We start from the raw sequence: 25,950 nt of genomic DNA, 5'->3' as shown, positions 1-25,950 counted from the left end.
CACAATGGTCAGACCAAGGAACTCTAGCGCACTCCTGCGGCGCATGTGATCATGGCCACCTGCTCCGGATGCTTTGGTGTGTCGCAGGCAACGTGCCTACTATGGTCTGACCACACGAGCTTCGGGGCATCCCCGTTGAGAGGCACCCATGAGAATTGCACTATTTGCCACCTGCATCGTGGATGCGATGTATCCGCGGACGGCGCGCGCCACCGTAGAGATCCTGGAGCGGCTGGGACACGAAGTGGTGTTCCCCTCCGGCCAGGCCTGCTGCGGCCAGATGCACGTCAATTCCGGTTACCTGCCCGAGGCGGTGCCCGTAGTCCGCAACCACGTTGAGGCATTCACCGCCGCTGACTACGACGTCGCGGTTGCGCCGTCGGGTTCCTGCGTCGGCTCGGTGAAGCATCAGCACCCAATGGTTGCCCGCTCCGCCGGGGACAAGGACCTGGAAGCCCGGGCCGAGGCCGTAGGCGCCCGCACCTACGAACTCTCCGAACTGCTGACGGACGTCATGGGCATCACCAATGCCGCAGAGCAGCTTGGCTCCTGGTTCCCGCACAAGATCACCTACCACCCCAGCTGCCACGGCATGCGCCTGCTGCGGCTGGGCGACCGGCAGCTGAACCTGCTGCAAAGCGTGGGCGGCATCGAGGTTGCCGAACTGCCGCAGGCAGACCAGTGCTGCGGATTCGGCGGAACCTTCTCCCTGAAGAACGCCGACGTCTCCTCCGCGATGCTCGAGGACAAAGCAGCCAACATCAAAGCCACCGGCGCCTCGCTGTGCTCCGGCGGCGATGCCTCCTGCCTGCTGCACATCGGCGGCGGGCTGTCCCGCGAGGGCAGCGACGTCTCCACCCTGCACTTTGCAGAGATCCTGGCCAGCACCCGGGAAAACCCCGTTTCCATCACCGGCGACGTCCTGGTCAGCGGAAAGGCCGTCCGATGAGCACCTACCTTGGCATGCCGACCCTGCCGGTCTACGGCAAGGGCAACCTCAACGCCGTCGACTCCTTCCCCGCGGCTGCCCGCAGGGAACTGGGCAACACCCAGCTCCGCGCCAACCTCGAACACGCCACGCACACCATCCGCGACAAGCGGCTGCGCGTGGTCGGCGAACTCGCGGACTGGGAGGACCTGCGCAGTGCCGGCAGTGCCGTCAAGGAATCCGTCATGGCGCGGCTGCCGGAACTGCTGGAGGAGTTCGAGAAGAACTTCACCGCCCGCGGCGGCATCATCCACTGGGCCCGCGACGCTGGCGAGGCCAACGGAATTGTCGCTGACCTGATCCGTGCCGAGGGCGTGGACGAGGTGGTCAAGGTGAAGTCCATGGCCACGCAGGAAATCGGCCTGAATGAATACCTCGAAGAGCAGGGCATCGCCGCCTTCGAGACGGACCTCGCGGAACTGATCGTCCAGCTGGACCATGACAAGCCAAGCCACATCCTGGTGCCCGCGATCCACAAGAACCGCACCCAGGTGCGGGATATCTTCCTGCGCGAGATGCCCGGCGTGGATCCTGACCTCACCAACGAGCCGGCAAAACTGGCCGAAGCCGCCCGCTCCCACCTGAGGCGCAAGTTCCTGTCCTCAAAGGTCGCCATCTCCGGCGCCAACTTCGCCATTGCCGAGTCCGGCACCCTTGCCGTAGTCGAATCCGAGGGCAACGGCCGCATGTGCCTGACCCTGCCGGAAACCCTGATCACGGTGATGGGCGTGGAGAAGCTGCTGCCGGCCTGGAGCGACCTCGAAGTCTTCATGCAGCTGCTGCCGCGGTCCTCCACGGGGGAACGGATGAACCCGTACACCTCGCTGTGGACCGGCGTCACCGAAGGAGACGGGCCGCAGAACGTTCACTTGGTCCTGGTGGACAACGGCCGCAGCGCCGCGCTGGCGGATGAAATGGGCCGTTCCGCGCTGCATTGCATCCGCTGCAGCGCCTGCATGAACGTCTGCCCGGTCTACGAGCGCACCGGCGGCCACGCCTACGGCTCCACCTACCCGGGGCCAATCGGAGCCATCCTCTCCCCGATGATGACCGGCATCCAGAGCGAGGAAAACAGCTCGCTGCCCTACGCCTCGTCCCTTTGCGGCGCCTGCTACGACGCCTGCCCGGTGAAGATCAACATTCCGGAAATCCTCGTTCACCTGCGCTCCGTGGACGTGGAGAGCAAGCGCGCCAAGAAGGTTCCCACCCAGATGGACCTGATGATGAAGGGCGCCTCCTGGGCGTTCTCCCGCGGCCGGAACCTCGGCCTGCTGGAAAAGGGCCTGCCGCTGGGCAGGCTGGCGGCCGGACGGAAGCGCAAAATCACCAAGCTCCCCGGCATCGCCGCCGGCTGGACCCATAGCCGGGACATTCCGGCGCCGCCCGCCCAGTCTTTCCGGGACTGGTGGGCCAGGGAACATGAGGGCGGCCGGGCGGCCGCGGAACCGGCCCAGGGGGAGAAGAAGGCATGAGCGCACGCGAAGAAATCCTGGAACGCCTGCGCGGTGCCCTGAAGGACGCCCCGGCTGTCCCCGAGGTGCCCCGCACCTACCGCACCGCCGTCGACGCTCCGGAAGACGAACGCATCAGCGTGCTGGTGGACCGGCTGGAAGACTACAAGGCGGGCGTCACCGTGGTGGAGGAGTCCGGCGTCGGACCCCGCATTGCGGAACTGCTCGACGGTGCTGCCAGCTATGTGGTGCCGGCAGGGATCGAGGAAGCCTGGTTCGCTGACGCCGATGCGGCCCAGCCGGGCCGGCGCCGCAGCGACTCCCGCACCGAACCGCTGACCGTCACCGAACTGGACGGTACATCCGCTGTGGTGACCGTCAGCGCCGTCTCGGTGGCCGAGACCGGAACCATCATCCTGGACGGCAGCGAAGGCGTGGGCCGGCGTGCCATCTCCCTGATTCCGGACCACCACGTGTGCGTGGTGCGGGCCGCTGACATCACCATGATCCTGCCGGAAGCGCTGCGGCGCCTGGACGGCACCCGGCCGCTGACCTGGATCAGCGGTCCGAGTGCCACGAGCGACATCGAGCTTGAACGGGTCGAGGGCGTGCACGGTCCCCGCACCCTGGACGTGATTATCGTCCGCAGCTAGCCGGTTCGCGCTGAACCTGCACGGGTCTACCGAAGGAGGCCGGGCCCGCCGGGTCCGGCCTCCTTCTCGGTTCTGCGCGCTCAGGCTTCCGTGTAGCCGGTGCGCCAGCCGCCCTTGTACTCCTTCCGCACGGTCTCTGAATACGGAACCGGGCTGACCACCGCGCGCACCTCAAGCTGGCGGTGCGGTTCAACGGTGGTCTTGGCCGTGCCGCCGTCGGGCTCGCCCCAGACCACGCGCAGCTCGCTGCCTTCGGGGACGTCCGGGTTCACCGTTGCCAGTGAGAGTCCGCGGCGTTCGTTGGCGGAGTAGCCGGTGAACATCGACACGCCCACTACGTTGCCGTCGGCGTCGATCACCGAGTCGTAATTCGAGGAGCCGTAGTTGGCCAGCGGCAGGTCGAAATACTTGTACGGCGTCTGCTCGGTGTCCAGCTGCGAGGTGAAGATCCTGCCCAGGTCCTCCGGGTTCCACGCGAGGGTGACCTTGCGCCGCTGCGCTGCCGGGTTCATGGCTTCGAGCGCCTCCCGGCCAATGAAGTCATGGTCGAACTTCACGAAGGAACCGTAGCCCAGCTCCCACGGGGTCAGGTAGTAGTCCTCGATGTTGTCGGAGACGAAGCTGCCGGCGACGGCGTTGGTCGCTTCATAGCTGTCTGCTCCGAGCCATTCACGGTACGGGCGCAACCGCTCGTCGGTGTAGATGGCCGGCAGCGGGGAGGGAATCCAGCCGGATTCGAGCGTGTTGGAGGGATAGGCGCGGGCACCCACGGCAGCCATGCCAAACTCGGCGCCGGCTTCCATCAGGGCATCGCGGACTTTGTCATAGGAGGCGTAGTCGCCCCAGATTTCGAGCCCGGGCGCGCCGGCCATGCCGTGCCGCAGCGTGCGCACCTGCTCGCCGGCAATGTTCATGGTGTCCATGTTGAAGAACTTGAGCTGTTCCAGCGGGCCGCCGTTGGCCTTCTCGATGATGTCCCAGGCGCTGGGTCCCTGGACCTGGAACCGCCAGTAGCGCCTGCTCACCGGCTTGCCCATGGGGCGCGACAACGAGCGGCGGTCCACCTCGATCTCCAGGTTGTAGCCGCTGGTCTCCGCGTGGAACAGCAGCCAGTTGGCGGCGGGGGCGCGGCCCACGTAGACGTACTCGTCCTCGTCCTGATGGAAGAGGATGCCGTCGCCGATCACGTGGCCGGACGGCGTCGTCGGCACGTACTGCTTCGCCTTGTTCACCGGGAAGCTGGCCACGGAGTTGATGGCGGTGTCGGAAATGAGTTTCAAGGCGTCGGGGCCCTTGATGAACACATTGTCCATGTGGTGCGACTGGTCGAAGAGCACGGCGGTTTCCCGCCAGGCGCGCTGCTCGCTGCGCCAGTTCGTGAATTCAGGGGCGACGACGGGGTAGATGTACGCGCCGATCTGCGAGTTGCGGAGCAGATCGACCACAGACCCGGACGCATCCAGGACTTCCTGCAGATTCTTTGGTGCCACAGTGAACCTCTGTTTCTGTCGGACGGGGGACCGGCCGCACGCCGGTGCCGCCGACTTTATATCTATCGACATAGGTAAGTCGAGGGTCTGCGGGAACACAAAGAAATGTCTGGTGAATGCCTATCTGGATAGATAGTGTGGGCTGCATCACACCCGCGGTGCGGCACGGCCGTACCCGAACGAGGAGGCACACCATGAGGAAACTGCTGGCGGCAGCGGCAACGGCGGCGCTGCTCGGCCTGACGGCCTGCGGATCGGGGTCGCTGACTTCGGGCGAGGAATCGGCATCGGCGTCCGGGGGAGCGGAGGGACTCACTCCCATCGAGGTGGGCGTCATTCCCATCGTCGACGTCGCACCCATCTACCTGGGTGTGCAGGAAGGGCTCTTCGAAGAGGAAGGCCTGGACGTCACGCTCACCCTGGCCCAGGGCGGGGCCGCGATTGTTCCGGCCGTGACAGCCGGACAGATGGACTTCGGTTTCTCCAACATCACGTCCATGATCGTTGGCCGGTCCAAGGGACTGCCGGTGACGATGGTCGCCCCCGGAGGCAGCTCCACGGGCGACACGGACGCGGATTTCGCGTCCGTCATGACGCTCCCGGACTCAGGGATCGAGACGGTCACGGACCTGGCCGGCAAGAAAATCGGAGTGAATACGCTGAACAACATCTCCGACTCCACCATCTCGGAAGCAGTAAAGCAGGCCGGCGGGGAGTACGAGAGCATCGAGTTCGTCGAGATTCCGTTCCCGGAGCTGTCCGGGCAGCTGGCGGCCGGTACCGTGGACGCGATCGCCGCCGTCGAGCCCTTCGTCACCATTGCCGGGGCCGACGGCGCCGTGCCGGTGTTCTCCAACTACGCCGAGCCGGTGGATGACCTGACGGTGGCCGTCTACTTCACCTCGGACCAGTACGTCCAGGAGAACCCGGAAATCGTGGAGAAGTTTGCCCGGGCGATGAACGCCTCGCAGGAGTTCGCGGAGCAGAACCCGGACAAGGTCCGGGCCGTGCTGCCCGCGTACACCTCGCTTGAACCCGCGGTCATCGAGCAGCTGACCCTTCCGCGGTACGGCACCGAGGTGAACCGCGCGTCGGTCGAGGAAGTGGCCCGAATTTCCCAGGACCGCGGCCTGGTGGAGGAACTGCCTGCCATGGACGAGCTCCTGCCGCAGGACTAAGTCCGGCCACAGGTCTCGCAGCAACGCTCCGCTTTGTGCCTGACGCTCCGCCCCGCGGCGGAGCGAACAGCACAAAGCGGAGCGTTTTCGCGTCCCTAGTAGCCGCGGAAGCTGCGCACCCACTCGGCTGTGGGGCGCAGGCCGCCAAAGGTGTAGAAGTGCAGCTTCACCACGCCGTGCCGGGCCGGATCATGCTCGGCAGAGAGCTGGTTCAGGAAACGGTCCGGGCCTGCGGTGCCGAGCAGGTTCGTCAGGGAGAAACCGTACTTGTGCGCGATGGACGCGGAGGTCCCGACGCCGAACCGCCGGGCGTAGCCCAGCAGCCGTTTGACGCCGGCAGGCCCCGGAACGCCGATCCGGACCGGGACGTCGATGCCCCGGCTGCGCAGTTCTTCCAGCCACGCCAGCACGGGGGCGGTGTCGAAGCCGAACTGGGTGATGATCGATGCCTCCAGTCCCTGGTCCCGGACGGCTGCGAGCTTCTGCTCCAGGGCGGACCACAGGGTTTGGTCATCAATGTCCGGATGGCCTTCGGGGTAGCCGGAGACGCTGATGTGACGGGCGCCGTGCGCCGCCGGCAGTCCGGACGCGATGACGGCCAGCGAATCCTCATACGGTCCCATAGGCTCCGCCGGATCCCCGGCCACCACAAAGACGTTCTCCACGACCCCGGCCTCGGACAAGGCACCGAGGAACTTCTCCAGCTCTGCCGCAGATCCCAGCCGCCGTGCGGAGATGTGCGGCACCGGCACATGCCCGCCGGCCTTGACCGCCGAGGCGGCGGCCAGGCGCATGGGCAGGTCCTCATTGCCCAGGAACGTCACATTGATGCGGGTGCCGGAGGGCAGGACGTCCTGCGCTTCGGTGAGGGCGGGGACGTCCTTTCCGGTCATTTCGAGCGAGAAGTCAGCCAGCAGCGAAGAGGCAGGGTCCACGGGGTTCATGCCGAACACCCTAGCCAGCGGGCGGTCCGGTGTCCACGGTCGGTTTAACGTCCCGGGCAGGCGCCCGGGCACTGGGTTCCGTGCCCGGCCCGGAGACCGGACGGGAGCCCGGCCCGGAGGCCTGGCGGGAGACGAGACCTAGAACCGGGAGGAGCTGCCCGAACCGCTGAAGCTGCCGCCGCTTGCACCGTAGCCGGAGGACGAGCCCGAGGAAGCGGAGCTCCGGGCTGACTCGATCTTGCTGGTTCCGGTCTGCACCCCGGCGTTGAAGGACGCCACGCTCCAAAAGTATTTCGGGTAGGCGGTGTCCAGGATGCCCGGGCGGTAGCCGTTCCGGTATCTGGGGGTGCGGGTGCGCTGATCCTCCAGTGCCTCCCGCATCATCTTCTTCTCGGCACTGTTCTTCGCGGCCTTCTCAATGACGGTTTCCGAGTGGTTCTTCAGGAGTGCGGCGAGCTCCCGGCCGCAGTCATGGATGACGTCGAGTCCTGATTCCGGGGACATGCTTCCATCCGCGAGGCCGGCAGCGGCCGCCTGCATCCGGCGTCGGCATTCCGTTCGGAAAGCGAGCAACGCTGCCGCAGTTGCCGTACCGGCGGTCTTGTCCTTTTCGAACAGGTCTTCAAGCTTGTCCAGTTCCTCCAGCAGCGGCCCGGACTGGCGGTCCCAGGCCGCCTGCCAGCCCGGACCCATGTTCAGCAGTGTGTTGGTGTCCGCTATGACGTCGTCAATGCCGTCCAGCGCTGCGGACAGTTCGGCGAACTCCTCCGCCGGCTTGCGTGCCCTGGCCCGTTTGAGGTCCTTGTCGGTGAAAGCACGCACGGTGTTGCCCAGCTCTGTGGCCCGGTTGTAGCGGGCGCGGAACGTGCGGTGCTCTTCCAGCACCTTTGCGCCGTACCGCGAGGTGTCGGGAATGGTGTGGGCGTTCAGCTCAGTAGCGTCCAGATCCATGCTGACACTGGCATAGGACTTCTCGCCTGCGGCAATAAGCGCTCGGTTGGTCTTTAGCCGGCTGCGCCGAACCAGGACCACTGCCACCCAGGTGCCGCCCGCCAGCAGCAGTGCGGCTCCGCCCAGGAACCAGGCAAACGGGTCCAGGTACCAGGGCCGGTTGATCAGTTTGGCTGCCTCTTCCACCGCGGCGATTGTGCCGTCTGTCCATTGCGCGTCCCTGAACAGCTCCGCTGCTTCATCCCTGATCTGCTGCGCCTGGGAGCTGTCCACTTTCCGGTCCTCCCCGAAATAGGTGCCTATCCAGCGGCCGTCCGGGTCCAGCGTGAACAGGAACAGGCCGTCCGCCCACTTCTGTCCGTCGGCACTGATCCACTCCGGGTGCTCAGCCCGCGCGTAGCGGAGTGTCTCTTCGTTCATCACGGTGTCATCGTCGGCGTACTCAAAATCGGGATTGCCGCGGTAGGTGTAGATGGCCACGGTGGTGGGGTCGCGGAACTGGATCTGTTCCAGCGCCGGCAGCAGCGTGTTCCGGTCGAGGACCCCGGCGTTGTCATCCACCACAATGTCCACGGGTTCGACGGCGATGGCCGCCGATGCCGGTGCGGCTACCGCCAGCAGGGCGGTCAGGAGAGTCAGCAGAATTCGGCGCATGGGCTAATCCTTGTGTGGTTCGGATAGGCGGGCGGTTCGGTTAGGCGGGCTGCTTGGCGGCGGAACGGAGGCTGCCGGCAACGGCTGGTGCTTCCGGTATGCCTGCCGGGATCTTTGCCGGAGCCGCGTCCCGGCCGGACAGGACTGCGGCGAGGAAGGCGGCCGTCTCGTCGACGACGGCCCGTGCCTCGGGGCGGGAAAACTGGAACTGCGCTTCGTGCGGCAGTGCGGGAGAGAGCGCTGCCGGCCAGAACTTCCTGGTGACGGGCACGCCCAGGTCCTGCAGCCGGTCCGCAAAGGGCATCGACTGCTGCAGAGTCAGGCCGTCTCCGTTCCCGCCGCTGATATACGTGGGCGGAAACGCGGGCGAGGCGTGGGAAATGACGGACATCTGCTCGGCTGCGGCGCTGCCGCTGAACCGCCGCTTGCCGATGTACGCCCAGAGCGCCGTCCGGAACCCCCAGCCCGGGACACCGGTCAGCCGGCCCATGGCCCGCAGGTCGTAGACGCCGCAGTGCAGGACGGCTGCGCGGAGCTGCTGCCGGGACAGGGCCGGTGAGAAGCCCAGCGCGGCGGCGTACCCGGGGGAGGCCACCGCGGCGGCAAGCTGGGCGGCCAGCTGTGCACCGGCGGAGTCTCCGGCCAGGATCACCTGGTCCATGTCCAGGCCGTAACGTGAGGCCGCCTCCTGCAGGAACGACGCCGCGTCGTCCACGTCCCGCAGTGCCCGGGGGTACCTGCTTCCCGGAGCCACCGAATAGTCCACTCCTACGGCGGCGTACCCGCGGGCCGCCAGCATCCGCAGGTAGGGGGCAACATCGTGGCGTGTACCGGAAATCCAGGCCCCTCCGTGCACCCAGAGAATCACGGGCACTTTCTTGCCGGTACGGGCAGAGTGCCCGGCAGGCAGGAAGAGGTCCAGCCGGCGGGTCCCGCCGTCGGACGTATAAGCCAGGCCGCGGTGCTCGCTCACGGCTGGCGCGTACGGGCGCATCTGGCGGACCAGCTCCTGTGCGCCGCGGTGAAAGACCGCCCGGATCAGCAATGCTGCCGGCCGGGGCGTGAGCAGGCAGGCGGCCACGGCCCCTGCTGCGGCCGCCGCCGCGGTCACGGGCAGCAGGCGATGGAAGCGGGGAGCAGGCATCTCCTCAGCGTAATGTAGCGGTGCGCAGCGGGTCTGTTTCAGCTGAAATGTGTCCTGGATCATATACAATCCTTTTCAGCCGTATGGATCGGACCAGTGTTCCTTCGAAAGTGGTGCAGTGAGCGTGCTCGAGAAACAGACCATAGAAAAGATCGCCGATGAGCTGGTGGCCGCGGGCGCCAGCCGCACGCCGGTGCCCCGGCTCACGGCCCGGTATCCGGAGATGACGGTGGAGGACTCCTACGCCGTCCAGGAACTGTGGAGCCGCCGGATGCAGGAGCAGGGCCGAAAGCTGGCAGGCCGCAAGATTGGCCTGACGTCGAAGGCCATGCAGGACGCTACCGGAATCACGGAGCCCGACTACGGCGTCATCTTCGACAACATGGTCCTGGAAAACGGCTGCACGGTTCAGTGGGACGCGTACACGCATCCGCGCATCGAAGTGGAGCTGGCCTTCGTGCTGGGCAAGCCCCTCTCCGGACCGAACTGCTCGATTTTCGACGTCTTGGATGCCACGGAGTATGTGGTTCCGGCCCTGGAAATCCTCGACTCCCGGATCGAGATGGAAGGCCGCACCATTGTGGACACCATCGCGGACAACGCAGCGATGGGGGCCATGGTGGTGGGCGGACGCCCGGTGAAGGTGGACGACGTCGACCTCCGCTGGATCTCCGCCCTGCTGTACAAGAACCAGACCATCGAGGAAACCGGTGTGGCCGCCGGCGTGCTGAACCACCCGGCCGCCGGTGTCTACTGGCTGGCGAACAAGATCGCGGCCCACGGAGCGAGCCTTGGCGCCGGTGAGATCATCCTGGCCGGTTCCTTCACCCGCCCGATGTGGGTCCATAAGGGGGACACCGTCCACGCAGACTACGGACAGCTGGGGTCGGTGACATGCCGTTTCGAGTAGAACCTGCCCCCTCGTTCAAGACCGTCCTGGGCAGCGGCCGGCGCGCCCAGGCGGGGATGTGGGCCTGCACCGGCAACCCGCTGCTCGCGGAGATCTGCGCCGGATCAGGCTTCGACTGGGTGCTGGTTGACGGCGAACACAGCATCAATTCGCTGGAGTCCATCAGTATCCAGCTGCAGGTGATGGCCGGTTACCCGGTATTCCCCGTGGTGCGGGTGCCGTCCAACGACACGGTGCTGATCAAGCAGTATCTGGACCTCGGGGCCCAGAACCTGATCGTTCCCATGGTGGATAACGCGGAGCAGGCGGAACAGGCCGTTGCCGCGGTCCGGTACCCGCCGCGCGGCGTCCGCGGCGTGGGCAGCGCGCTCGCCCGCGGAGCGCGCTGGAACCGGATTGAGGGCTACCTGGACCGTGCCGAGGAGACCATCACCCTGCTGGTGCAGGTTGAGACCGCCGAAGCCGTTGCCAATGTGGCGCAGATCGCCGGGACCGACGGCGTGGACGGCATCTTCATCGGCCCCTCGGACCTAGCGGCGTCCATGGGGCATCTGGGCCGGCAGGACCACCCGGACGTCGTTGCCGCCGTCGAGCACTGTGTCCGCACCGCGAGGGAACTCGGCGTTCCCGTGGGTGTGAACGCCTTCGTGGAGGCCACGGCCCGGCGCTACCTTGACGCCGGAGCGGACTTCATCGCCGTGGGCGCGGACGTGGCACTGCTGGCCCGCGCGTCGGAGGCGCTCGCGGCTACATACGTGCCGCAGGATTCCGCCGGATCCGATTCCGCTCCCGCCAGCTACTAGCCCCTCCCGCCCTCATCGAGATTGCAGCAACTGCTCGTCAGGCCCCTCTGTCGAGCAGTTTCTGTCATCTGGATGGTTGGGGGAGGGCGCGCAGCTCGCGGTGGTGGCGGACGTAGCCGAACACGGCCACCGAAGTCGAGAGGAGGGCGGACAGAGCCAGGCCCAGCCACAGCCCCACGTTCAGGGCCGCCGCACCGGCTACGGCGCCGGCCAGGATCAGTGCGATCGCCAGCGCCCGCCGCGCCCAGAACTTGCCGTCCCCGCCGGCCAGCCGCGATTCGGAGGCCAGGCCGGTAATCGTGGAGGTAACGACGACGGTGGTCACCTCAGCGACCTTCAGCCGTTTGGCAGTGGCTGCCTGGACGCCCATCAGCGTGGCCATGGAGGAGGTGGTGATGCTGCCGAGGGCATCGTTCGCCTGCACGTCCACCACCGCGGTGAACACGGCGAGTGCGGTAATCCCTCCGGCCACGACCATCAGTGCCCCGGAAACGCGGCCTGACCATCCTTCGGGCCCCTTGCGCAGCATCCGCCCGGCCAGTGCAGCCCCAAGCATAAAGAACACCAGGGCCAGGGCCGGCCGGAGCACCGGCAGGTCTGCGCCGCCGGCAAAGGCCATGCCAAGAAGCACCACGTTGCCGGTCATGTTCCCGGTGAAGACGTTGTCCAGGCCGAGGTAGCCGACGGCGTCGATCACCCCGGTGGAAAACGTCAGCGCCAGCATCAACCATAAGTGAACCCGCTCGGTAGGCACGGCATTCAGGCGTTTCATGAACTTCCCTTTCCGCAGTAACGCCGCCTAATGTATACGAAACCGACTGACATGTGGGTTTTGTATTCAATCTTCAGTCAATTCGCCGCACTCCAGCCGCCGCCGTAACCTACGAAAGCGAAACCATGTCCTTCACCGAACCCGGCACCTTCACCACCCGGCCCACCCTGCAGGGAACCTTCGGGATGAGCGCTTCCACCCACTGGCTCGCCACCGCCGCCGCGCAGTCCGTTCTTGAACGCGGCGGAAACGCGTTCGACGCCGCCGCGGCAGCCGGCTTTGTCCTGCACGTTGTGGAGCCGCACCTGAATGGTCCCGGCGGCGACCTCACCGGAGTCTTTGCCACCGCGGACAACCCGTCCGAGCCGGTGGTCCTGATGGGACAGGGAAGCGCTCCGGCAGCAGCGACCCGGGAGCACTTCCTGGCCGAGGGCCTGGAACTGGTTCCCGGGTCCGGCGCGCTGGCGGCCGCTGTTCCGGCCGCCGTGGATGCCTGGCTGCTGCTGATCCGGGATCACGGAACCTGGGAGCTGGCGGATGTGCTGGCCTACGCCGCCGGCTACGCCCGGGACGGGCACCCGGTGCTGGCCCAGGTGGGGCGCACCATCGGGCAGGTGTCCAAGCTGTTCCAGGAACACTGGCCCACCTCCGCCCAACTGTGGATGCCCGAAGGCCGGCCGCCGGAAGAAGGGGAGCTGGTTACCAACCCGGCCTACGCCGAGGTGCTTGACCGGCTCGCCGAAGCCGGAGCCGGTGCGGGCACCCGCGAGGAGCGCATTGATGCCGCACGCCGGGAGTGGAGCACCGGATTCGTGGCGCAGGCTGCCGCAGGGTTCGCCGCCAAACCGCACCGGCATTCCTCCGGAACAGACCACGCCGGGGTGATCACGGCATCCGATTTCGCGGCGTCCGAAGCCGGATACGAGCCGGCGGTCACGTTCGAGTTCCGCGGCTACACCATCGCCAAGACCGGCGCCTGGGGCCAGGGGCCGGCTCTGCTGCAGACACTGGCGATCCTGGACGGGTTCGCCGATGAATACCTTGACCCCTCCACCGAGCTGGGAGCGCACACGATCCTGGAGGCGCAGAAACTCGCCATCGCGGACCGGGAGGCCTACTACGGGGACAGTCACGTCCCGCTGGACTACCTGCTCAGCGAAGAGTACGCAGCGCAGCGCCGCGAAGCGATCACCCCTCAGGCCTCGCGTGAATTCCGTCCCGGACAGGTTCCCGGCCGCTCTCCGTTCCTGCCGCCGCTGCGCACCGGGTACGTCCCGCCGGCACTGGCGGGCGACGCCGCAGCGGGCGGTGACGGAACCGGCGAACCGACAGTCTCTCCCACCGGGGAAACCCGCGGGGACACCTGCCACGTGGACGTGGTTGACCGCTGGGGCAACATGGTCTCGGTCACCCCGTCCGGCGGGTGGCTGCAGTCCTCGCCCGCGGTTCCGGAACTTGGGTTCTGTTTGGGCACGCGCCTGCAGATGACCTGGCTGGAAGAAGGAGCGCCCTCGACCCTGCGGGCGGGAAAACGGCCGCGGACCACGCTGACGCCCACCCTCGTCCTGAAGGACGGAAAGCCGGTTGCCGCCCTCGGCTCACCCGGGGGAGACCAGCAGGACCAGTGGCAGCTGCTGTACCTGCTGCGCACGATCGTGGGCGGGTACACGCCGCAGCAGGCCATCGACGCGCCGGCCTTCCATACCACCTCCCTGCCCGGCTCGTTCTGGCCGCGGACCTGGACGCCGGGCGGCGCGGTGGTGGAAGACCGGCTGGGGAATGGGGTCATCGAGGCCCTGGCAGACCGCGGACACGTCATCACCCGGGCCGGGGACTGGGCACTCGGCCGGCTTTCCGCCGTCGTGCGTGATCCGCGGACCGGCGTGCTGATGGCGGCCGCCAATCCGCGCGGGGCGCAGGGCTATGCCGCGGGCCGCTGAGCTTCCCGGCGAGCCGGGTATCCGGGACCGGATCCGGCAAGACATCATCCGCGGCGAACTGGCACCGGGGGCCAAGATCACCGAGGCAGCCCTGGCCGCGCGCTACGGATCCTCCCGGGTTCCGGTGCGCGAAGCGCTGCGGACACTCGCCGCAGAAGGGTTCGTTGAATCCCGGCCCTACGCCGGGTCCCGTGTTGCCCGGCTGGACCCGGGAGAAGCCGGGGACCTGTTCGAGGTCCGGGAAGCGGTGGAAGGCGCGACGGCGCGGCGGGCCGCGGAGCGTGCTGCCCGGCAGGCAGCTGCGGGTTCCCCGGATCCGGACTGGTGGGCGGTTCGCCGCCGGCTCGGGGAAATCCTGGCTGCCGGGGATGCCGCCGCGGCAGACGGCCGGCTGGACGCCCTGCCGGAACTGAACCTTGACTTCCACCGGGGCATCGCCGAACTGGCGGGCAGCGCGTCCCTGCAGGCTCTGCTGGCCCAGCTGGCCGGAAAGATTGAGTGGCTCTACGCGTCGGACGTCGGGTTCCGCGGACGGGACTCATGGTCCGAACACCGCCCCATCCTGGCGGCCGTGGACGCCGGCAGCGCTGCCGAGGCGGAGGCGCTGATGCGTGCCCACATCCAGCAGTCAAAGCAGTCCTTCCTGAGCCGTTTCCCGAACTGAGGCGCTGCCCGTGCCGAAAGCCGTTCCGCCGCCGGGGGAGTCGACCCTATAGTGCCATAAAGGGGGATCCTCCTATCGTGAGCGGGGCGCAGGGCCATGGCCAACATCACCACCAGACCAGTCACCAAACTTGGAATTGTCGGGGCGGGAAGCGTGGGCACCGCGCTCGCGTACGCTGCCCTGATCCGGGAGGCGGCCCGGGAAATCGTCATCTATGACATCGATGCGACCCGTGCCGAGGCGGAGGCGCTGGACCTTTCCCACGGAACCCAGTTCACCGGCGCCAATACCGTGGCCGGCGGCGGCAGGATCGAAGCGCTGGCGGGGTCGGACGTCATCGTCGTGACCGCCGGGGCGCGGCAGAAGCCGGGGCAGAGCAGGCTGGACCTGGCGGCCGCCAACGTCCGGATCATGGAGACCCTGATGCCGGCCCTGATGGAGCAGGCACCGGAGGCCGTCTACATCCTCGTGACTAACCCGTGCGATGTGCTGACGGTCGCGGCGCAGAAGATCACCGGCCTGCCGCCAAACCGGATCTTCTCTTCCGGCACGGTGCTGGACACCTCGAGGCTGCGCCTGCTGGTGGCCCGGCAGGCACACGTGCTGATGACCAGCGTGCATGCCACCATCATCGGCGAGCACGGGGACAGCGAATTCCCGGTCTGGTCCAGTGCCACCATTGGGCCCGTCCCCATCCGCGAATGGACCATCAGCGGTCGGCAGGTCTTTACCGACGAGGTGCTGGCGTCCATTACGGACGACGTCGTCAACGCGGCCTACAAGGTGATCGAAGGCAAGGGAGCAACAAACTACGCGATCGGCCTGGCCGGAGTACGGATCGTCGAGGCGGTCTTCCAGGCCGAGAATGCCGTCCTGCCGGTCTCGGCGCTGCTGCGCGGCGTGCACGGGATCTCCGGCGTCGCCCTGTCCCTACCCTCGATCGTGGGGTCCGGCGGCGTGTACAAGATGCTGGAAATGCCGCTGGACGAGCAGGAGGAGCAGCTGCTGCAGGACTCCGCGGAGACCCTGAAGCAGAACCTCGCCTCGCTGGGAATCTAGGCGACAGTCAGCGCTCCCTGAAGACCGTGTCCTGCCATTCCTTGTGGGCGGCAGCGTCGCGGCTCATCATCACGTGCTTGACGTTGGTGTATTCCTCGAAGGAGTACACGGACATGTCCTTGCCGAACCCGGAGGCCTTGTAGCCGCCGTGCGGCATTTCGGACACGATCGGAATGTGGTCGTTCACCCACACGCAGCCGGCGGCGATTTCCCCGCTGGCGCGCAGGGACCGGTTCAGGTCCCGGGTCCAGGCGGAGGCCGCCAGCCCGTAGGGGGTGTCATTGGCCAGGGCAATACCCTCGTCATCGGAGCCGAACGGCAGGACGGTGAGCACCGGGCCGAAGATCTCGTCCTGCACAATCTCGGAGTCCTGCGCCGCGCCGGTAACGAGGGTGGGGCGGTAGTAGGCGCCCGCGGCGAGGTCGCCTCCGGGGGCGACGCCGCCCGCCATGATCCGGGCACCGGCTTCGCGGGCCCGGTCCACGAACCCGGCCACCTTGTCCCGGTGGGCGTGGCTGATCAGGGAACCGAGGTCGGTGTCCGGATCTGTCGGGTCGCCCACCACAACGGCGTCCATCAGTTCGGCCACCCGGGCAGTGAACGCGTCGAACAGCGGGGCCTGGACGTAGGCGCGGGTAGCGGCGGTGCAGTCCTGCCCGCCGTTGATGATGGACCCGGCGACGGCGCCGTGGGCTGCGGCCTCGACGTCGGCGTCGTCGAACACCAGGAACGGCGCCTTGCCGCCGAGCTCCAGGTGCACCCGCTTGCCGGTCTGCGCCGCCATCGCCATGATCTTCCGGCCGACGGCGGTGGAACCGGTGAACGAGGTCATCACAACATCCGGGTGGGTTACCAGGGCTTCGCCGGCCACCGGGCCGGAACCGGTGACCACGTTGATCACGCCGTCGGGAATTCCCGCCGCCGCGGCAGCCTCGGCGAAGATCAGGGACGTGCCGGGGGTGAGCTCACTGGGCTTGAGCACGATGGTGTTGCCGGCGGCGATCGCGGGCAGGATCTTCCACCCCGCCATCTGCAGCGGGTAGTTCCACGGCGAGATGGATCCGATCACGCCGATGGGCTCCCGGCGGATCATGGACGTGCCCCCGGCACCGTACTCGCCCGCGGCGAGGCCGTGCAGCTGGCGCGCCGCGCCAGCGAAGAAGGACACGTTGTCCACGGTTCCGGGCACATCGAATTCGGTGGACATGCGGATGGACTTGCCGGTCTGCGCGGTCTCCAGTTCAGCCAGCTCCGCGGAGCGCTTCTCCAGCTCCGCGGCCAGCGCCAGCATTGCCTCGGACCGCTCTCCGGGCGTGCGGCGGGACCAGCCGGCGAACGCCGCCTTGGCAGCAGCAACGGCGTCGTCTACATCTGCTGCGTCCGCGTAGCGCAGGGTCTCGTCTGCGTTCCCGGTGGCCGGGTTGATGCGCTTGGCCTCCTCTCCGCGGCCCTGCCGGTAGCTGCCGTTGATGAAGAGGTGTCCGTCGGAAAACTGGTGCATGTCTTACTCCGTGAAGGTGTTGGGGTTACTGGTCGCGGCCGGGGTTCCGGACGCTAACTGGTCAGATAGACCTTGCGAAGGGTTTCGGTGACCGTCCAGCGGGTTCGGGTTCCGGCGGCCAGCCGCATCAGGGTGTGCGGACCCAGCGCGGCGGTGGAGGCGACCGTGCCGTCTTCGGCCAGGAAATCGACGGCCGCGGCGCCGGAGAGCACCAGGAAGACCTCGTCGGCTTCGGTGTCGTACATGCCGCCTTCGGTCATCTCCCAGACGCCCAGGTCCACTCCGCCGAAGTTCCCCAGCGGGTGGACCGCGGTGGCAGGGGTTCCGGAGGCAACAGCCTCGGCGGGGACGGGTTCGCGGACCAGGTCCAGGGCCTCGGGCTGCACGGGCACGCCGGCGGGCAGCAAGGTGGTGGTCATGAGTCGAACCCCATCCCGACTGCGTCCATAACCTTCAGCCACGGGCCGCGGCGGCCCTGCCGGCGGTCGGCCCGGACCATGGCCGCGGTGGTGATCTTGACGCCCAGCCAGGCCACCGGTTCGGGAGGGAACGGGAGCGGTTTGCGTCTGACCATCTGCAGTTCCGTTCGTTCGGTTTTCTCGCCGGAGAGCAGGTCCAGCAGAACGTTGGCACCGAAGCGCGTTGCACCCACTCCGAGGCCGGTGTAACCGGCGGAGTAGGCGACTTTTCCGCCGAACGCGGTGGTGAAAAAGGCGAAGAACCGGCTGCAGGTATCGATCGCCCCGCCCCAGGCGTGGCTGAAGCCCACGTCGGCGAGCTGGGGGAAGGTGGCGGCGAAATGGGACGCGAGCCGCTCGTAGGTTTCCTGCCGGTGCTCATACTCCGGCTTCATGCGGCGGCCGTAGTTGTACACGGCGTCGTAGCCGCCGAACAGGATGCGGGCCGCGCCGTCGCGGTCCGTGGTGAGCCGGTAATAGTGGAACCGGTTGTTGAGGTCGCTCAGGCCCTGGCGGTTGTGCCAGCCAATGGCTGCGAGCTGGTCTGCGGAAAGGGGCTCGGTCATCAGCGCATAGTCGTAGACCGGGACAGTGAACAGCCGGGTGCGCCTGAGCAGGGACGGAAACACGTTGGTGGCCAGGGCAACCCGGGCAGCGGTGACGGTCCCGCCGTCGGTCAGTACCCGGACCTTTCCGCCCGCGTTCCTGAGGTCCCGCACCGGAGAGTCCTCGTAGATTTCGACGCCGGCTTCCAGGGCTGCCCGCTGCAGCCCCCAGGCGAGCCGGGCCGGGTTGAGCAGCGCCGTACTGGTGCGGTCCCAGAGGCCGGCGAGGTAGAGCGGGGAAGCAACTTCCTTGCGCACCTCGTCCCGGTCCAGGAACACCAGGTCAGGATTGTCCGCGTCTGCTTCTTCCTCCAGCCACCGGACCTGGTGGGCTTCGGTGGCCACGGACAGGCTTCCGGTGAGTTCAAAGCCGCAGTCGATGCCGTAGCGCTGGATGGTTTCGGCCATTTCGCGCAGGTTTTCCCGGCCCAGCCGGTCCAGCTGCTCGGCCTCGTCCGGGAGATGCTTCAACCCGTTCGACTCACCGTGGGTCAGCGACGCCTCGCAGAAACCACCGTTGCGGCCGGAGGCCGCCCAGGCGATGCGGGAGGCCTCCAGCAGCACCACGCGGCGGCCGGGATCGCGTTCCTTGGCCATCAGCGCCGTCCACAGGCCCGTGTACCCGCCGCCGACGACGGCGAGGTCCGTCTCCGTGTCGATCTCCAGGGCGGGCAGGGCATCCGGCCGCTCCGGGTCGTCCAGCCAGTACGGCTCGCGGGCAGCTCCGGCGAGGGCCTTCGCGGCGCGCGGCTTGCCGTACTGGTTCTCGGCGAGGTCGTAAACGGTCATCATGGTGCGGTCCTTTGGAGTAATGCTTCGCCGGAATCGGCAGTGGAACGGATATAGACGGGTTCGCCGCCCACCAGGACCATGTCGCTCTGCAGCGAGGACAGGCCTGAGGGGTCCAGGTCGAAGGGATTGGCGGAGTGTACGGCGAGGTCCGCCGGTGTGCCCGGGGCCAGGGTCCCGCCGCGGGACCGGTTGAGCCAGGCCGAGCCGGAGGTGTAGGCAGCGAGGGCGCTGGTGAGGGCAAGTGCCTGGTCCGGGACCAGCGGCGGTGCATCGGGATAGTCCGGGTGGGTACGGTTGACGGCCACATGGATCGCCTGCCATGGATCGGGGCTGGACACGGGCCAGTCGGATCCCATCGCCAGCCTGGCACCGGCAGCTTCGAGGCTGGCGAAAGGATACTGCCAGCCCGAACGTTCCTCGCCGAGCAGGGGAAGTGTCAGCTCCGTCATCTGGTCATCGTTGCAGGCCCACAGCGCCTGGGCGTTGACAGTTACGTCCAGTTCGGCGAACCGGCCAACGTCCCGGGGGTGGATGACCTGCAGGTGCGCCATGTGATGCCGTCCGGCGGAGCCCGGGTTGGCGGCGCGGGCGGCAGCAACGGCGTCGAGCCCGGTACGGACCGCGCGGTCCCCAATCACGTGCAAATGGAGGTCGAACCCGGCAGCGTCCAGGGCGATGGACACAGCGGTGAGGACCTCGGGCGAGAGATAGAGCAGGCCCCGTTCATCCGCCGGGGCGTCGCCGGCGCAGGCGCAGGGGCGCAGGTAGGGGTCCAGCATGGCAGCGGTGTAGTTTTCCGGAACTCCGTCCACCATGATTTTCGCGCTGGTGGTCCGGAAACCCGCTGCAGCGTTTGCTTCCCGGCGTTCCACGAAAGACTCCACCAGGGCCGGAACCGAATCCACGGTGGTGTCCCGCGGCACCCACAGCGCCCCGGCCGCGCGGGCCTTCAGCGTTCCGTCCGCGGCGAGGGACCGGTACGCGGCGGAGGCATCAGGGTAGCCGCCGTAGCTGCCAAGAATGGCCTCCTGCCAGCCGGTCACGCCCGCCGAGAAGAGGTGTTCCTGGGCGTGGCGGATTCCGGCCGCGAGCAACTCGTCCGTCACCGGCGGCAGCACCCGGGCCACCAGGTCCATGGCGCCCTCGTGCAGGGTGCCGGAGGGGAAGCCGTCCGCATCGCGCTCTATGCGCCCGTCCGCGGGATCCGGTGTGGAAGCGTCAATGCCGGCCAGCTCCAGGGCGAGGGTGTTTACCCAGGCACTGTGGTGGTCCCGGTTGATCAGGTATACCGGGCGGTGGGGTGCGACGGCGTCGAGCGCGTGCCGGTCCGGGTAGCCGCCGGGAAAATCACCTTTGTACCAGCCGCCGCCGGTGACCCAGCCGGCGGGGTTCTCCGGTCCGGCCGGCTGTCCCGCGTGCTCGGCGATGCGGTCCAGGCAGGCCTGTGCGCCGCTAAGTTCAGCGAGGTCGCAGCCCAGGCGTTCCACGCCGGCGTAGGCAGCGTGGATGTGGGCATCGGTGAACCCCGGGGTGATCAGCCTTCCGGCCAGGTCCACCGTCCGGGTCGCAGGGCCGGCCTGGGCTTTGAGCCCTGCGTCTGTTCCGACTGCTGAGACGACGCCGCCGGACACGGCCACGGCGCTGGCCCCGGGGACCAGGCGGTGGCCGTCGAAGACCGCCCCGGAATGGAAAATCCATTCGAACTGTGGCACAAAAACCTCGCTTCGCTTCGAATGCTTTCAGTCGATATTGGGTTCAGCAGCCAGCACTTTGCCGGATCCGGCATTTAAATGAATGCCATTCATAAGCAACGGCTGCTCTTATCAAACGGGAGCCCTGCAGGCTTGTCAACGGCGGCAATCTCGCGGAAAGCCTGCGTAGTTGGGGCGTTCATTCTGTCTTTGCATGCGCGAGTCCAGCGGCGGGATCCGGAATGATCCCGCCGCTGGACACATGCCGCGTACCGGATTACTCGGTGTAACCGTCCGCAATCGCCATGACTTCATCGAGGATGCCCAGGCCGGTGCGGGCGTCCTCCTCGGTGATATTCAGCGGCGGCACCACATGGATGCGGTTGAAATTGGCGAACGGCAGGAGTCCGCGTTCCTTGCAGCCGGCAATGAGTTCGTTCATCGCCGGGCTGGACCCGCCGTACGGGGCCAGCGGTTCACGGGTTTCGCGGTTTTGGACGAACTCAATGGCCCAGAACGCGCCCGTTCCGCGGACTTCGCCCACAGAAGGGTGCTTCTGCGCGAGTTCGGCCAGGGCCGGTCCGAAGACCGTTTCACCGAGGTTCGCGGCGTGTTCCACCATGCCTTCTTCGCGCATGGCATTGATGGTGGCTACGGCAGCCGCACAGGCCAGCGGATGGCCGGAGTACGTCAGGCCGCCCGGGTAGGGCGAGTTGGCAAAGGTGCCGGCGATCTCGTCGGAGATTGCCACGCCGCCCAGCGGGACGTAGCCCGAGTTCACGCCCTTGGCGAAGGTGAGCAGGTCAGGTTCCACGCCGTCGGCGTGCTCTACGGCGAACCACTTGCCGGACCGGCCGAAACCGGCCATGACCTCGTCGGCAATGAACACGATTCCGTACTTGCGGGTCAGCTCCCGGACTCCGGCCAGGTAGCCGGGCGGGGGAACCATGATCCCGGCGGTTCCCGGAATCGACTCAAGGACCAGGGCGGCGAAGGCACCGGGACCTTCCAGGAGGATGAGCTGCTCCAGGTGGTCCAGTGCCCGCTGGACCTCTTCTTCCTGCGTGGCGGCGTGGAACTGGCTGCGGTACAGGAACGGAATATGGAAGTGCACGGTTCCGGAGGTGCCGTAGTCATTGGGAATCCGGCGCGGGTCGCCCGTCACGTTCACGGCCAGTGCGGTGCCGCCGTGGTAGGAACGGTACGCGGACAGGACCTTGTAGCGTCCCGTGTGCAGGCGGGCCATGCGAATGGCGTGCTCAATGGCGTCGGCGCCGCCGTTGGTGAAGAACACCGTGTCCAGGTTCCCCGGGGTCAGCTCGGAGACCAGGCGCGCCGCTTCGGACCGGGCATCGTTGACGTACTGCGGAGCAATGGTGCAGAGCTTGCCGGCCTGTTCCTGGATGGCCGCTACTACCTTGGGGTGCTGGTGGCCAATGTTGGTGTTGACCAGCTGGGAGGAGAAGTCCAGCAGCTTGCGGCCCTCGCCGTCCCAGACGTAGGACCCTTCGGCCCGGGTGATGGTCATCGGGTTGATCTGCTTCTGGGCGGACCAGGAGTGAAACACGTGCTTGCGGTCCAGCTCATGGGCGCGGCGTCCTGCGGCCAGTTCCTCTTCGGTGACTGCCGTTTCGGCGGTTGTGCTCATTCTGAAATCCTTCCGTGTGCCTAGGCGTTCTGCGGGAAGCCGAGGTTCAGGCCACCGTGGCTCGGGTCGAGCCAGCGGGTGGTGACAACCTTGCCGCGGGTGAAGAAGTGCACGCCCTCGGTGCCGTGGGCGTGGGAATCGCCGAAGAGCGAGTTCTTCCAGCCGCCGAAGGAGTAGTAGGCCATGGGAACGGGGATCGGCACGTTGATGCCCACCATGCCCACCTGGACTTCGTTCTGGAAACGGCGGGCGGCACCGCCGTCGTTGGTGAAGATCGCGGTGCCGTTGCCGTACTGGTTGGCGTTGATGAGGGCGAGTGCCTCGTCATAGCTGTCCGCGCGGACCACGGAGAGCACGGGACCGAAGATTTCATCGGTGTAGATGGACATCTCAGGGGTGACGTGGTCGAAGAGGGTCGGGCCCAGGAAGAAGCCTTCACCGTCCGCGTCGGCTTCCACCTTGCGTCCGTCCAGGACAACGGTGGCTCCGGCGGCTTCGCCGGCGTCGATGTAGCCTGCAACCTTGTCCCGGTGGGCGGAGGTGACCAGCGGGCCCATGTCGGTGCCGCGCAGGCCGTCGCCAATGCGCAGCGTGCGGGTGCGCTCGGCGATCTTGGCAACCAGTTCGTCACCCACGGGCCCGACGGCGACGAGCGCGGAGATGGCCATGCAGCGCTCCCCGGCGGAACCGAAGCCGGCGTTGACAGCGGCATCGGCTGCCAGGTCCAGGTCGGCATCGGGCAGGACGATCATGTGGTTCTTGGCGCCGCCCAGGGCCTGGACGCGCTTGCCGCTGGCCGTGCCTTCACGGTAGACGTACTGCGCGATCGGGGTGGAGCCCACGAAGGAGACGGACTTGATGTCCGGATGGTGCAGCAGGGTGTCCACGGCAACCTTGTCGCCGTGCACCACATTGAAGACGCCGTCCGGCAGGCCGGCTTCCTTCCACAGCTCGGCGATCCAGTTGACGGCCGTCGGGTCCTTCTCGCTGGGCTTGACCACAACGGTATTGCCGGTGGCGATGGCCACCGGGAAGAACCACATGGGAACCATGGCCGGGAAGTTGAACGGGCTGATGATGGCTGCGGGCCCAACCGGCTGGCGGATGGAGTGGACGTCAACCTTGGTGGAGGCGTTCTCCGTGAAGCCGCCCTTGAGCAGGTGGGGGATGCCGCAGGCGAATTCGACCACTTCCTGGCCGCGGCTGATTTCGCCGAGTGCGTCGTCGAGGACCTTGCCGTGCTCCGCGGTGATGATGGCGGCCAGCTCCGGCTTGCGGGCGTTGAGCAGCTCGCGGAAGTTGAACAGGATCTGCACCCGGCGGGCCAGGGATGTGTCGCGCCAGGCCGGGAAGGCGGCAGCGGCCGCTGCAACGGCGTCGTTGACGGTTTCCTCGCTGGCCAGGGCTACCTGGGAGGTGGTCTTGCCGGTGGCCGGGTTGGTGACGTCGGCGAGGCGGGTGTCTGCCGGTGCCGTGAAGGCGCCGTTGATCCAGTGCTGCGTGGTCTGCACGTTTGCTCCTTGGGGCGTAGAAGGTGGGCTGGACACCATCTAAGCCGCAGCTGCCGTATGGCGGACATTGCCATGGTGTCAGGAAATATTCGGAAATCTTTACACTTCGTCGGGCGGATTGTGCGGGTCCTGCCTAGACTCCCAGCATGAGCCTGCAGCTGAGCACCGTCCTGGACCTCGACGTGGTCCGGGCCGGGGAACCGGAAGTCCTCGCGGGAAGGGACATCCTGGATGTGCCGGTCCGCTGGGTGCACGTGGCCGAGCTGTTCAGCCTGGCAGATCTCCTCGAAGGCGGGGAGCTGGTGCTGACCACCGGTCTGGCCTTCGGAGAGTCGGCGGACCAGGCTGCGGAGTACCTCGCGGGGCTCCAGGCCGCGGGAGTGGCCGGCGTCGTCGTCGAGATTCCAGCGGAACGGCCGAGGGCTGCGGAGGCACTGGCCGCCGGGGCACGGGCGGTGAGTTCTGCCGCCGGGCGCGGGCTGCCGGTGGTCCGCCTGCACCGGACCGTGCGGTTCGTGGAGGTCACCGAGGTGGTGCACCGCAGGATTGTTGCCGGCCAGCTTGAGCAGGTTGAAAAAGCCCGCCAGGTGCATGAAGTCTTCACCATGCTGAGCCTAGAGAGCGCCGACGTGCAGGAGATTGTGGACCGCACCGCTGAGCTGCTGGGAGCGCCGGTGGTACTGGAGGACAGTTCGCACCTGGTAGTGGCGTTCGCCGCCGCCGGCTGGCCGGCCCAGGAACTCCTGCGGGACTGGCAGCGGCGCTCGCGGGCCGTACACGCCTACCCGGAGACGAAGGTGGCCGGTGACGAGCGCTGGCTGCAGACACCGGTGGGGCTGGGCAGCGCTCAGTGGGGCAGGCTGGTGCTGCCCGGCGTCCCGGTGGGTCCGGCCGCTGCCGCCGAGGCCTCCATGGTCCTGGAGCGTGGCGGGCAGGCGCTGTCCATCAACCGCCTGGCCGAACGGGACCAGGCCGGCCTGGCCCAGCAGGCACAGGCCGGGCTGATTCATGAGCTGCGGGGCGCCCGGGCCCAGGACGAGGATGAGGCCCTCACCCGCGCATCCGCACTGGGACTGAAGCCTTCACCGGCCTACCTGCCGCTGGTGCTCCACCTTGACTCCGGGTCCGGCAAGGATCCGATGTCAATGCAGCGCAAGGAACGCGCCCTGCTGGAGATGCTCGAGTCAGTGCTTGCGGCCACCCGGAACAGCGCGCTCGCGGCTGCACTGCGGACCGGGCAGGTGGCGGTGCTGCTCGCGCTTCCGGCCCGGATGCTGGAGGACAGCCTGCTGGAGCGCATCTGCGGGGACCTTGCGGCGCGTACCTCCGCCGGGGCGGGGGAACTGCGCTGGACCGCCGGCGTGGGCCGGGCCAGGTCCCGGCTGTCCGATGCCGCTGCCGGCCTGGACGAGGCAGCGCACGTCGCGCAGACGGCGAGCACGCTTTCCGCGGGAGCCAACCGGTATTTCCGGTCCACCGACGTCCGGCTCCGCGGGCTCCTGGCGCTGCTGCGGGAAGACCCGCGGGCGGTTTCCTTTGCGGAGGCGGAGCTGCGGGGGATTGATGCACCGGATGACCTCGCGCTCCTGGCCCGGTTCCTGGAGTGCGGGGGCAACAAGACGGCGCTTGCCCGCAGCGGCTACCTCAGCCGTCCAACGCTGTACGCCCGGCTGCAGAAGCTTGAGTCTCGGCTGGGGGTCTCGCTGGACGATCCGGAGTCCCGGACCTCGCTGCACGTGGCAGTTCTGCTGCGCCAGCTGCAGTCGCTTTCGCCTGCGGGCTGATGGGTGCGGTAACAAACTCCCGTCTGGTCAGAGGGGCCGATCCTGCCACGGTAGGTTCAACCCATGAACTCATCATCGCTGGACTATGGACAGGCCGTTGCCACCGTGCAGATCGACAACGACAGGGTCCGCGTCACGGAATGGCGGTTCCCTCCCGGTACCCAGACCGGCTGGCACCGGCATGAGCTGGACTACGTGGTGGTTCCCACCGCTGCCGGGCACATGAGCTACGAAACGGCCTACGGCGGCCAGGCCACCCGGGACCTGGTAGTGGGGGATTCCTACGCACGCGAAGCCGGCAGCAAACACAACGTCATCAACAAGACGGACACTGAGTTCTCCTTCGTGGAGGTTGAGCT

22 protein-coding genes are annotated in these 25,950 nt (G+C 67.5%); 11 read left to right on the top strand and 11 right to left on the bottom strand.

Annotated elements, in window-relative coordinates:
* The first annotated feature begins 148 nt into the window (after positions 1 to 148).
* The 3 genes from ITX31_RS03590 to ITX31_RS03580 are packed head-to-tail and all read left to right on the top strand — an operon-like array spanning position 149 to position 3,092.
* Positions 149 to 949 (top strand): (Fe-S)-binding protein, encoded by an 801-nt coding sequence (locus ITX31_RS03590; protein ID WP_194782081.1) that lies wholly within the window; start codon positions 149 to 151, stop codon positions 947 to 949.
* Positions 946 to 2,460 (top strand): LutB/LldF family L-lactate oxidation iron-sulfur protein, encoded by a 1,515-nt coding sequence (locus ITX31_RS03585; protein ID WP_194782080.1) that lies wholly within the window; start codon positions 946 to 948, stop codon positions 2,458 to 2,460. The genes ITX31_RS03590 and ITX31_RS03585 overlap by 4 nt, the downstream gene beginning before the upstream one ends.
* Entirely contained in the window at positions 2,457 to 3,092 is a 636-nt protein-coding gene (locus ITX31_RS03580) for a LutC/YkgG family protein (RefSeq protein WP_194782079.1), read from the top strand. Before ITX31_RS03585 ends, ITX31_RS03580 begins: the two co-directional genes overlap by 4 nt.
* An 80-nt stretch (positions 3,093 to 3,172) precedes the next feature.
* Here the strand turns inward: ITX31_RS03580 and ligM are convergent, their stop codons facing one another.
* On the bottom strand, positions 3,173 to 4,582 hold the full coding sequence (ligM, locus tag ITX31_RS03575; protein WP_194782078.1) for a vanillate/3-O-methylgallate O-demethylase: 1,410 nt from the start codon (positions 4,580 to 4,582) through the stop codon (positions 3,173 to 3,175).
* Between the two features lie 194 nt (positions 4,583 to 4,776).
* On the opposite strand from ligM, the gene ITX31_RS03570 reads away from it, so the two are divergent.
* Positions 4,777 to 5,760: an ABC transporter substrate-binding protein gene (locus ITX31_RS03570; protein WP_194782077.1), complete on the top strand. Its 984-nt coding sequence runs from the start codon at positions 4,777 to 4,779 to the stop codon at positions 5,758 to 5,760.
* Positions 5,761 to 5,855: 95 nt separating this feature from the next.
* Here the strand turns inward: ITX31_RS03570 and ITX31_RS03565 are convergent, their stop codons facing one another.
* From ITX31_RS03565 to ITX31_RS03555, 3 genes are all read right to left on the bottom strand, one after another.
* Positions 5,856 to 6,704, bottom strand: a complete 849-nt coding sequence (locus ITX31_RS03565; protein ID WP_194782076.1) for a methylenetetrahydrofolate reductase — start codon at positions 6,702 to 6,704, stop codon at positions 5,856 to 5,858.
* A 138-nt stretch (positions 6,705 to 6,842) separates the two neighbouring features.
* The gene (locus ITX31_RS03560; protein WP_194782075.1) at positions 6,843 to 8,309 is read right to left on the bottom strand and encodes a DUF5129 domain-containing protein; all 1,467 of its coding nucleotides are present in this window, start codon (positions 8,307 to 8,309) and stop codon (positions 6,843 to 6,845) included.
* 40 nt (positions 8,310 to 8,349) lie between these two features.
* Positions 8,350 to 9,453, bottom strand: coding sequence for an alpha/beta hydrolase (locus tag ITX31_RS03555; RefSeq protein WP_194782074.1), 1,104 nt, complete (start codon positions 9,451 to 9,453; stop codon positions 8,350 to 8,352).
* A 124-nt stretch (positions 9,454 to 9,577) separates the two neighbouring features.
* On the opposite strand from ITX31_RS03555, the gene hpaH reads away from it, so the two are divergent.
* Both hpaH and ITX31_RS03545 read left to right on the top strand, forming a co-directional pair.
* Positions 9,578 to 10,363: a 2-oxo-hept-4-ene-1,7-dioate hydratase gene (hpaH, locus tag ITX31_RS03550; protein WP_194782386.1), complete on the top strand. Its 786-nt coding sequence runs from the start codon at positions 9,578 to 9,580 to the stop codon at positions 10,361 to 10,363.
* The gene (locus ITX31_RS03545) at positions 10,348 to 11,166 is read left to right on the top strand and encodes an HpcH/HpaI aldolase family protein (protein ID WP_194782073.1); all 819 of its coding nucleotides are present in this window, start codon (positions 10,348 to 10,350) and stop codon (positions 11,164 to 11,166) included. The genes hpaH and ITX31_RS03545 overlap by 16 nt, the downstream gene beginning before the upstream one ends.
* Before the next feature lie 64 nt (positions 11,167 to 11,230).
* Here the strand turns inward: ITX31_RS03545 and ITX31_RS03540 are convergent, their stop codons facing one another.
* Positions 11,231 to 11,938 (bottom strand): YoaK family protein, encoded by a 708-nt coding sequence (locus ITX31_RS03540; protein WP_194782072.1) that lies wholly within the window; start codon positions 11,936 to 11,938, stop codon positions 11,231 to 11,233.
* A gap of 125 nt (positions 11,939 to 12,063) precedes the next feature.
* On the opposite strand from ITX31_RS03540, the gene ITX31_RS03535 reads away from it, so the two are divergent.
* From ITX31_RS03535 to ITX31_RS03525, 3 genes are all read left to right on the top strand, one after another.
* The gene (locus ITX31_RS03535) at positions 12,064 to 13,878 is read left to right on the top strand and encodes a gamma-glutamyltransferase family protein (protein ID WP_194782071.1); all 1,815 of its coding nucleotides are present in this window, start codon (positions 12,064 to 12,066) and stop codon (positions 13,876 to 13,878) included.
* Positions 13,862 to 14,542 carry a GntR family transcriptional regulator gene (locus tag ITX31_RS03530; RefSeq protein ID WP_194782070.1) on the top strand — a complete coding sequence of 227 codons (681 nt, stop codon included), beginning with the start codon at positions 13,862 to 13,864 and terminating at the stop codon, positions 14,540 to 14,542. Before ITX31_RS03535 ends, ITX31_RS03530 begins: the two co-directional genes overlap by 17 nt.
* A gap of 96 nt (positions 14,543 to 14,638) precedes the next feature.
* Positions 14,639 to 15,601: an L-lactate dehydrogenase gene (locus tag ITX31_RS03525; RefSeq protein WP_194782069.1), complete on the top strand. Its 963-nt coding sequence runs from the start codon at positions 14,639 to 14,641 to the stop codon at positions 15,599 to 15,601.
* 7 nt (positions 15,602 to 15,608) lie between these two features.
* Here ITX31_RS03525 and ITX31_RS03520 read toward each other — a convergent pair whose 3' ends face one another.
* From ITX31_RS03520 to ITX31_RS03495, 6 genes are all read right to left on the bottom strand, one after another.
* Positions 15,609 to 17,102: a gamma-aminobutyraldehyde dehydrogenase gene (locus ITX31_RS03520; protein WP_194782068.1), complete on the bottom strand. Its 1,494-nt coding sequence runs from the start codon at positions 17,100 to 17,102 to the stop codon at positions 15,609 to 15,611.
* Between the two features lie 53 nt (positions 17,103 to 17,155).
* On the bottom strand, positions 17,156 to 17,521 hold the full coding sequence (locus ITX31_RS03515) for a cupin domain-containing protein (RefSeq protein ID WP_194782067.1): 366 nt from the start codon (positions 17,519 to 17,521) through the stop codon (positions 17,156 to 17,158).
* Positions 17,518 to 18,957, bottom strand: coding sequence for an NAD(P)/FAD-dependent oxidoreductase (locus ITX31_RS03510; protein ID WP_228528932.1), 1,440 nt, complete (start codon positions 18,955 to 18,957; stop codon positions 17,518 to 17,520). Before ITX31_RS03510 ends, ITX31_RS03515 begins: the two co-directional genes overlap by 4 nt.
* Positions 18,954 to 20,669, bottom strand: a complete 1,716-nt coding sequence (locus ITX31_RS03505) for an amidohydrolase (RefSeq protein WP_194782066.1) — start codon at positions 20,667 to 20,669, stop codon at positions 18,954 to 18,956. The genes ITX31_RS03510 and ITX31_RS03505 overlap by 4 nt, the downstream gene beginning before the upstream one ends.
* Before the next feature lie 256 nt (positions 20,670 to 20,925).
* Positions 20,926 to 22,296 carry an aspartate aminotransferase family protein gene (locus tag ITX31_RS03500; RefSeq protein WP_194782065.1) on the bottom strand — a complete coding sequence of 457 codons (1,371 nt, stop codon included), beginning with the start codon at positions 22,294 to 22,296 and terminating at the stop codon, positions 20,926 to 20,928.
* 20 nt (positions 22,297 to 22,316) lie between these two features.
* Complete coding sequence (locus ITX31_RS03495) at positions 22,317 to 23,807, bottom strand: CoA-acylating methylmalonate-semialdehyde dehydrogenase (protein WP_194782064.1); 1,491 nt, start codon at positions 23,805 to 23,807, stop codon at positions 22,317 to 22,319.
* Between the two features lie 146 nt (positions 23,808 to 23,953).
* Between ITX31_RS03495 and ITX31_RS03490 the strand changes: the two genes are divergently transcribed.
* Positions 23,954 to 25,591 carry a PucR family transcriptional regulator gene (locus tag ITX31_RS03490; RefSeq protein ID WP_194782063.1) on the top strand — a complete coding sequence of 546 codons (1,638 nt, stop codon included), beginning with the start codon at positions 23,954 to 23,956 and terminating at the stop codon, positions 25,589 to 25,591.
* A gap of 63 nt (positions 25,592 to 25,654) precedes the next feature.
* On the top strand, positions 25,655 to 25,950 hold a 296-nt coding region (locus tag ITX31_RS03485; RefSeq protein WP_194782384.1), incomplete at its 3' end, for a cupin domain-containing protein.

Source organism: Arthrobacter gandavensis (assembly GCF_015355785.1).
Classification (GTDB): Bacteria; Actinomycetota; Actinomycetes; order Actinomycetales; family Micrococcaceae; genus Arthrobacter_B; species Arthrobacter_B gandavensis_A.
This window is presented reverse-complemented; position numbering and strand designations above follow the sequence as displayed.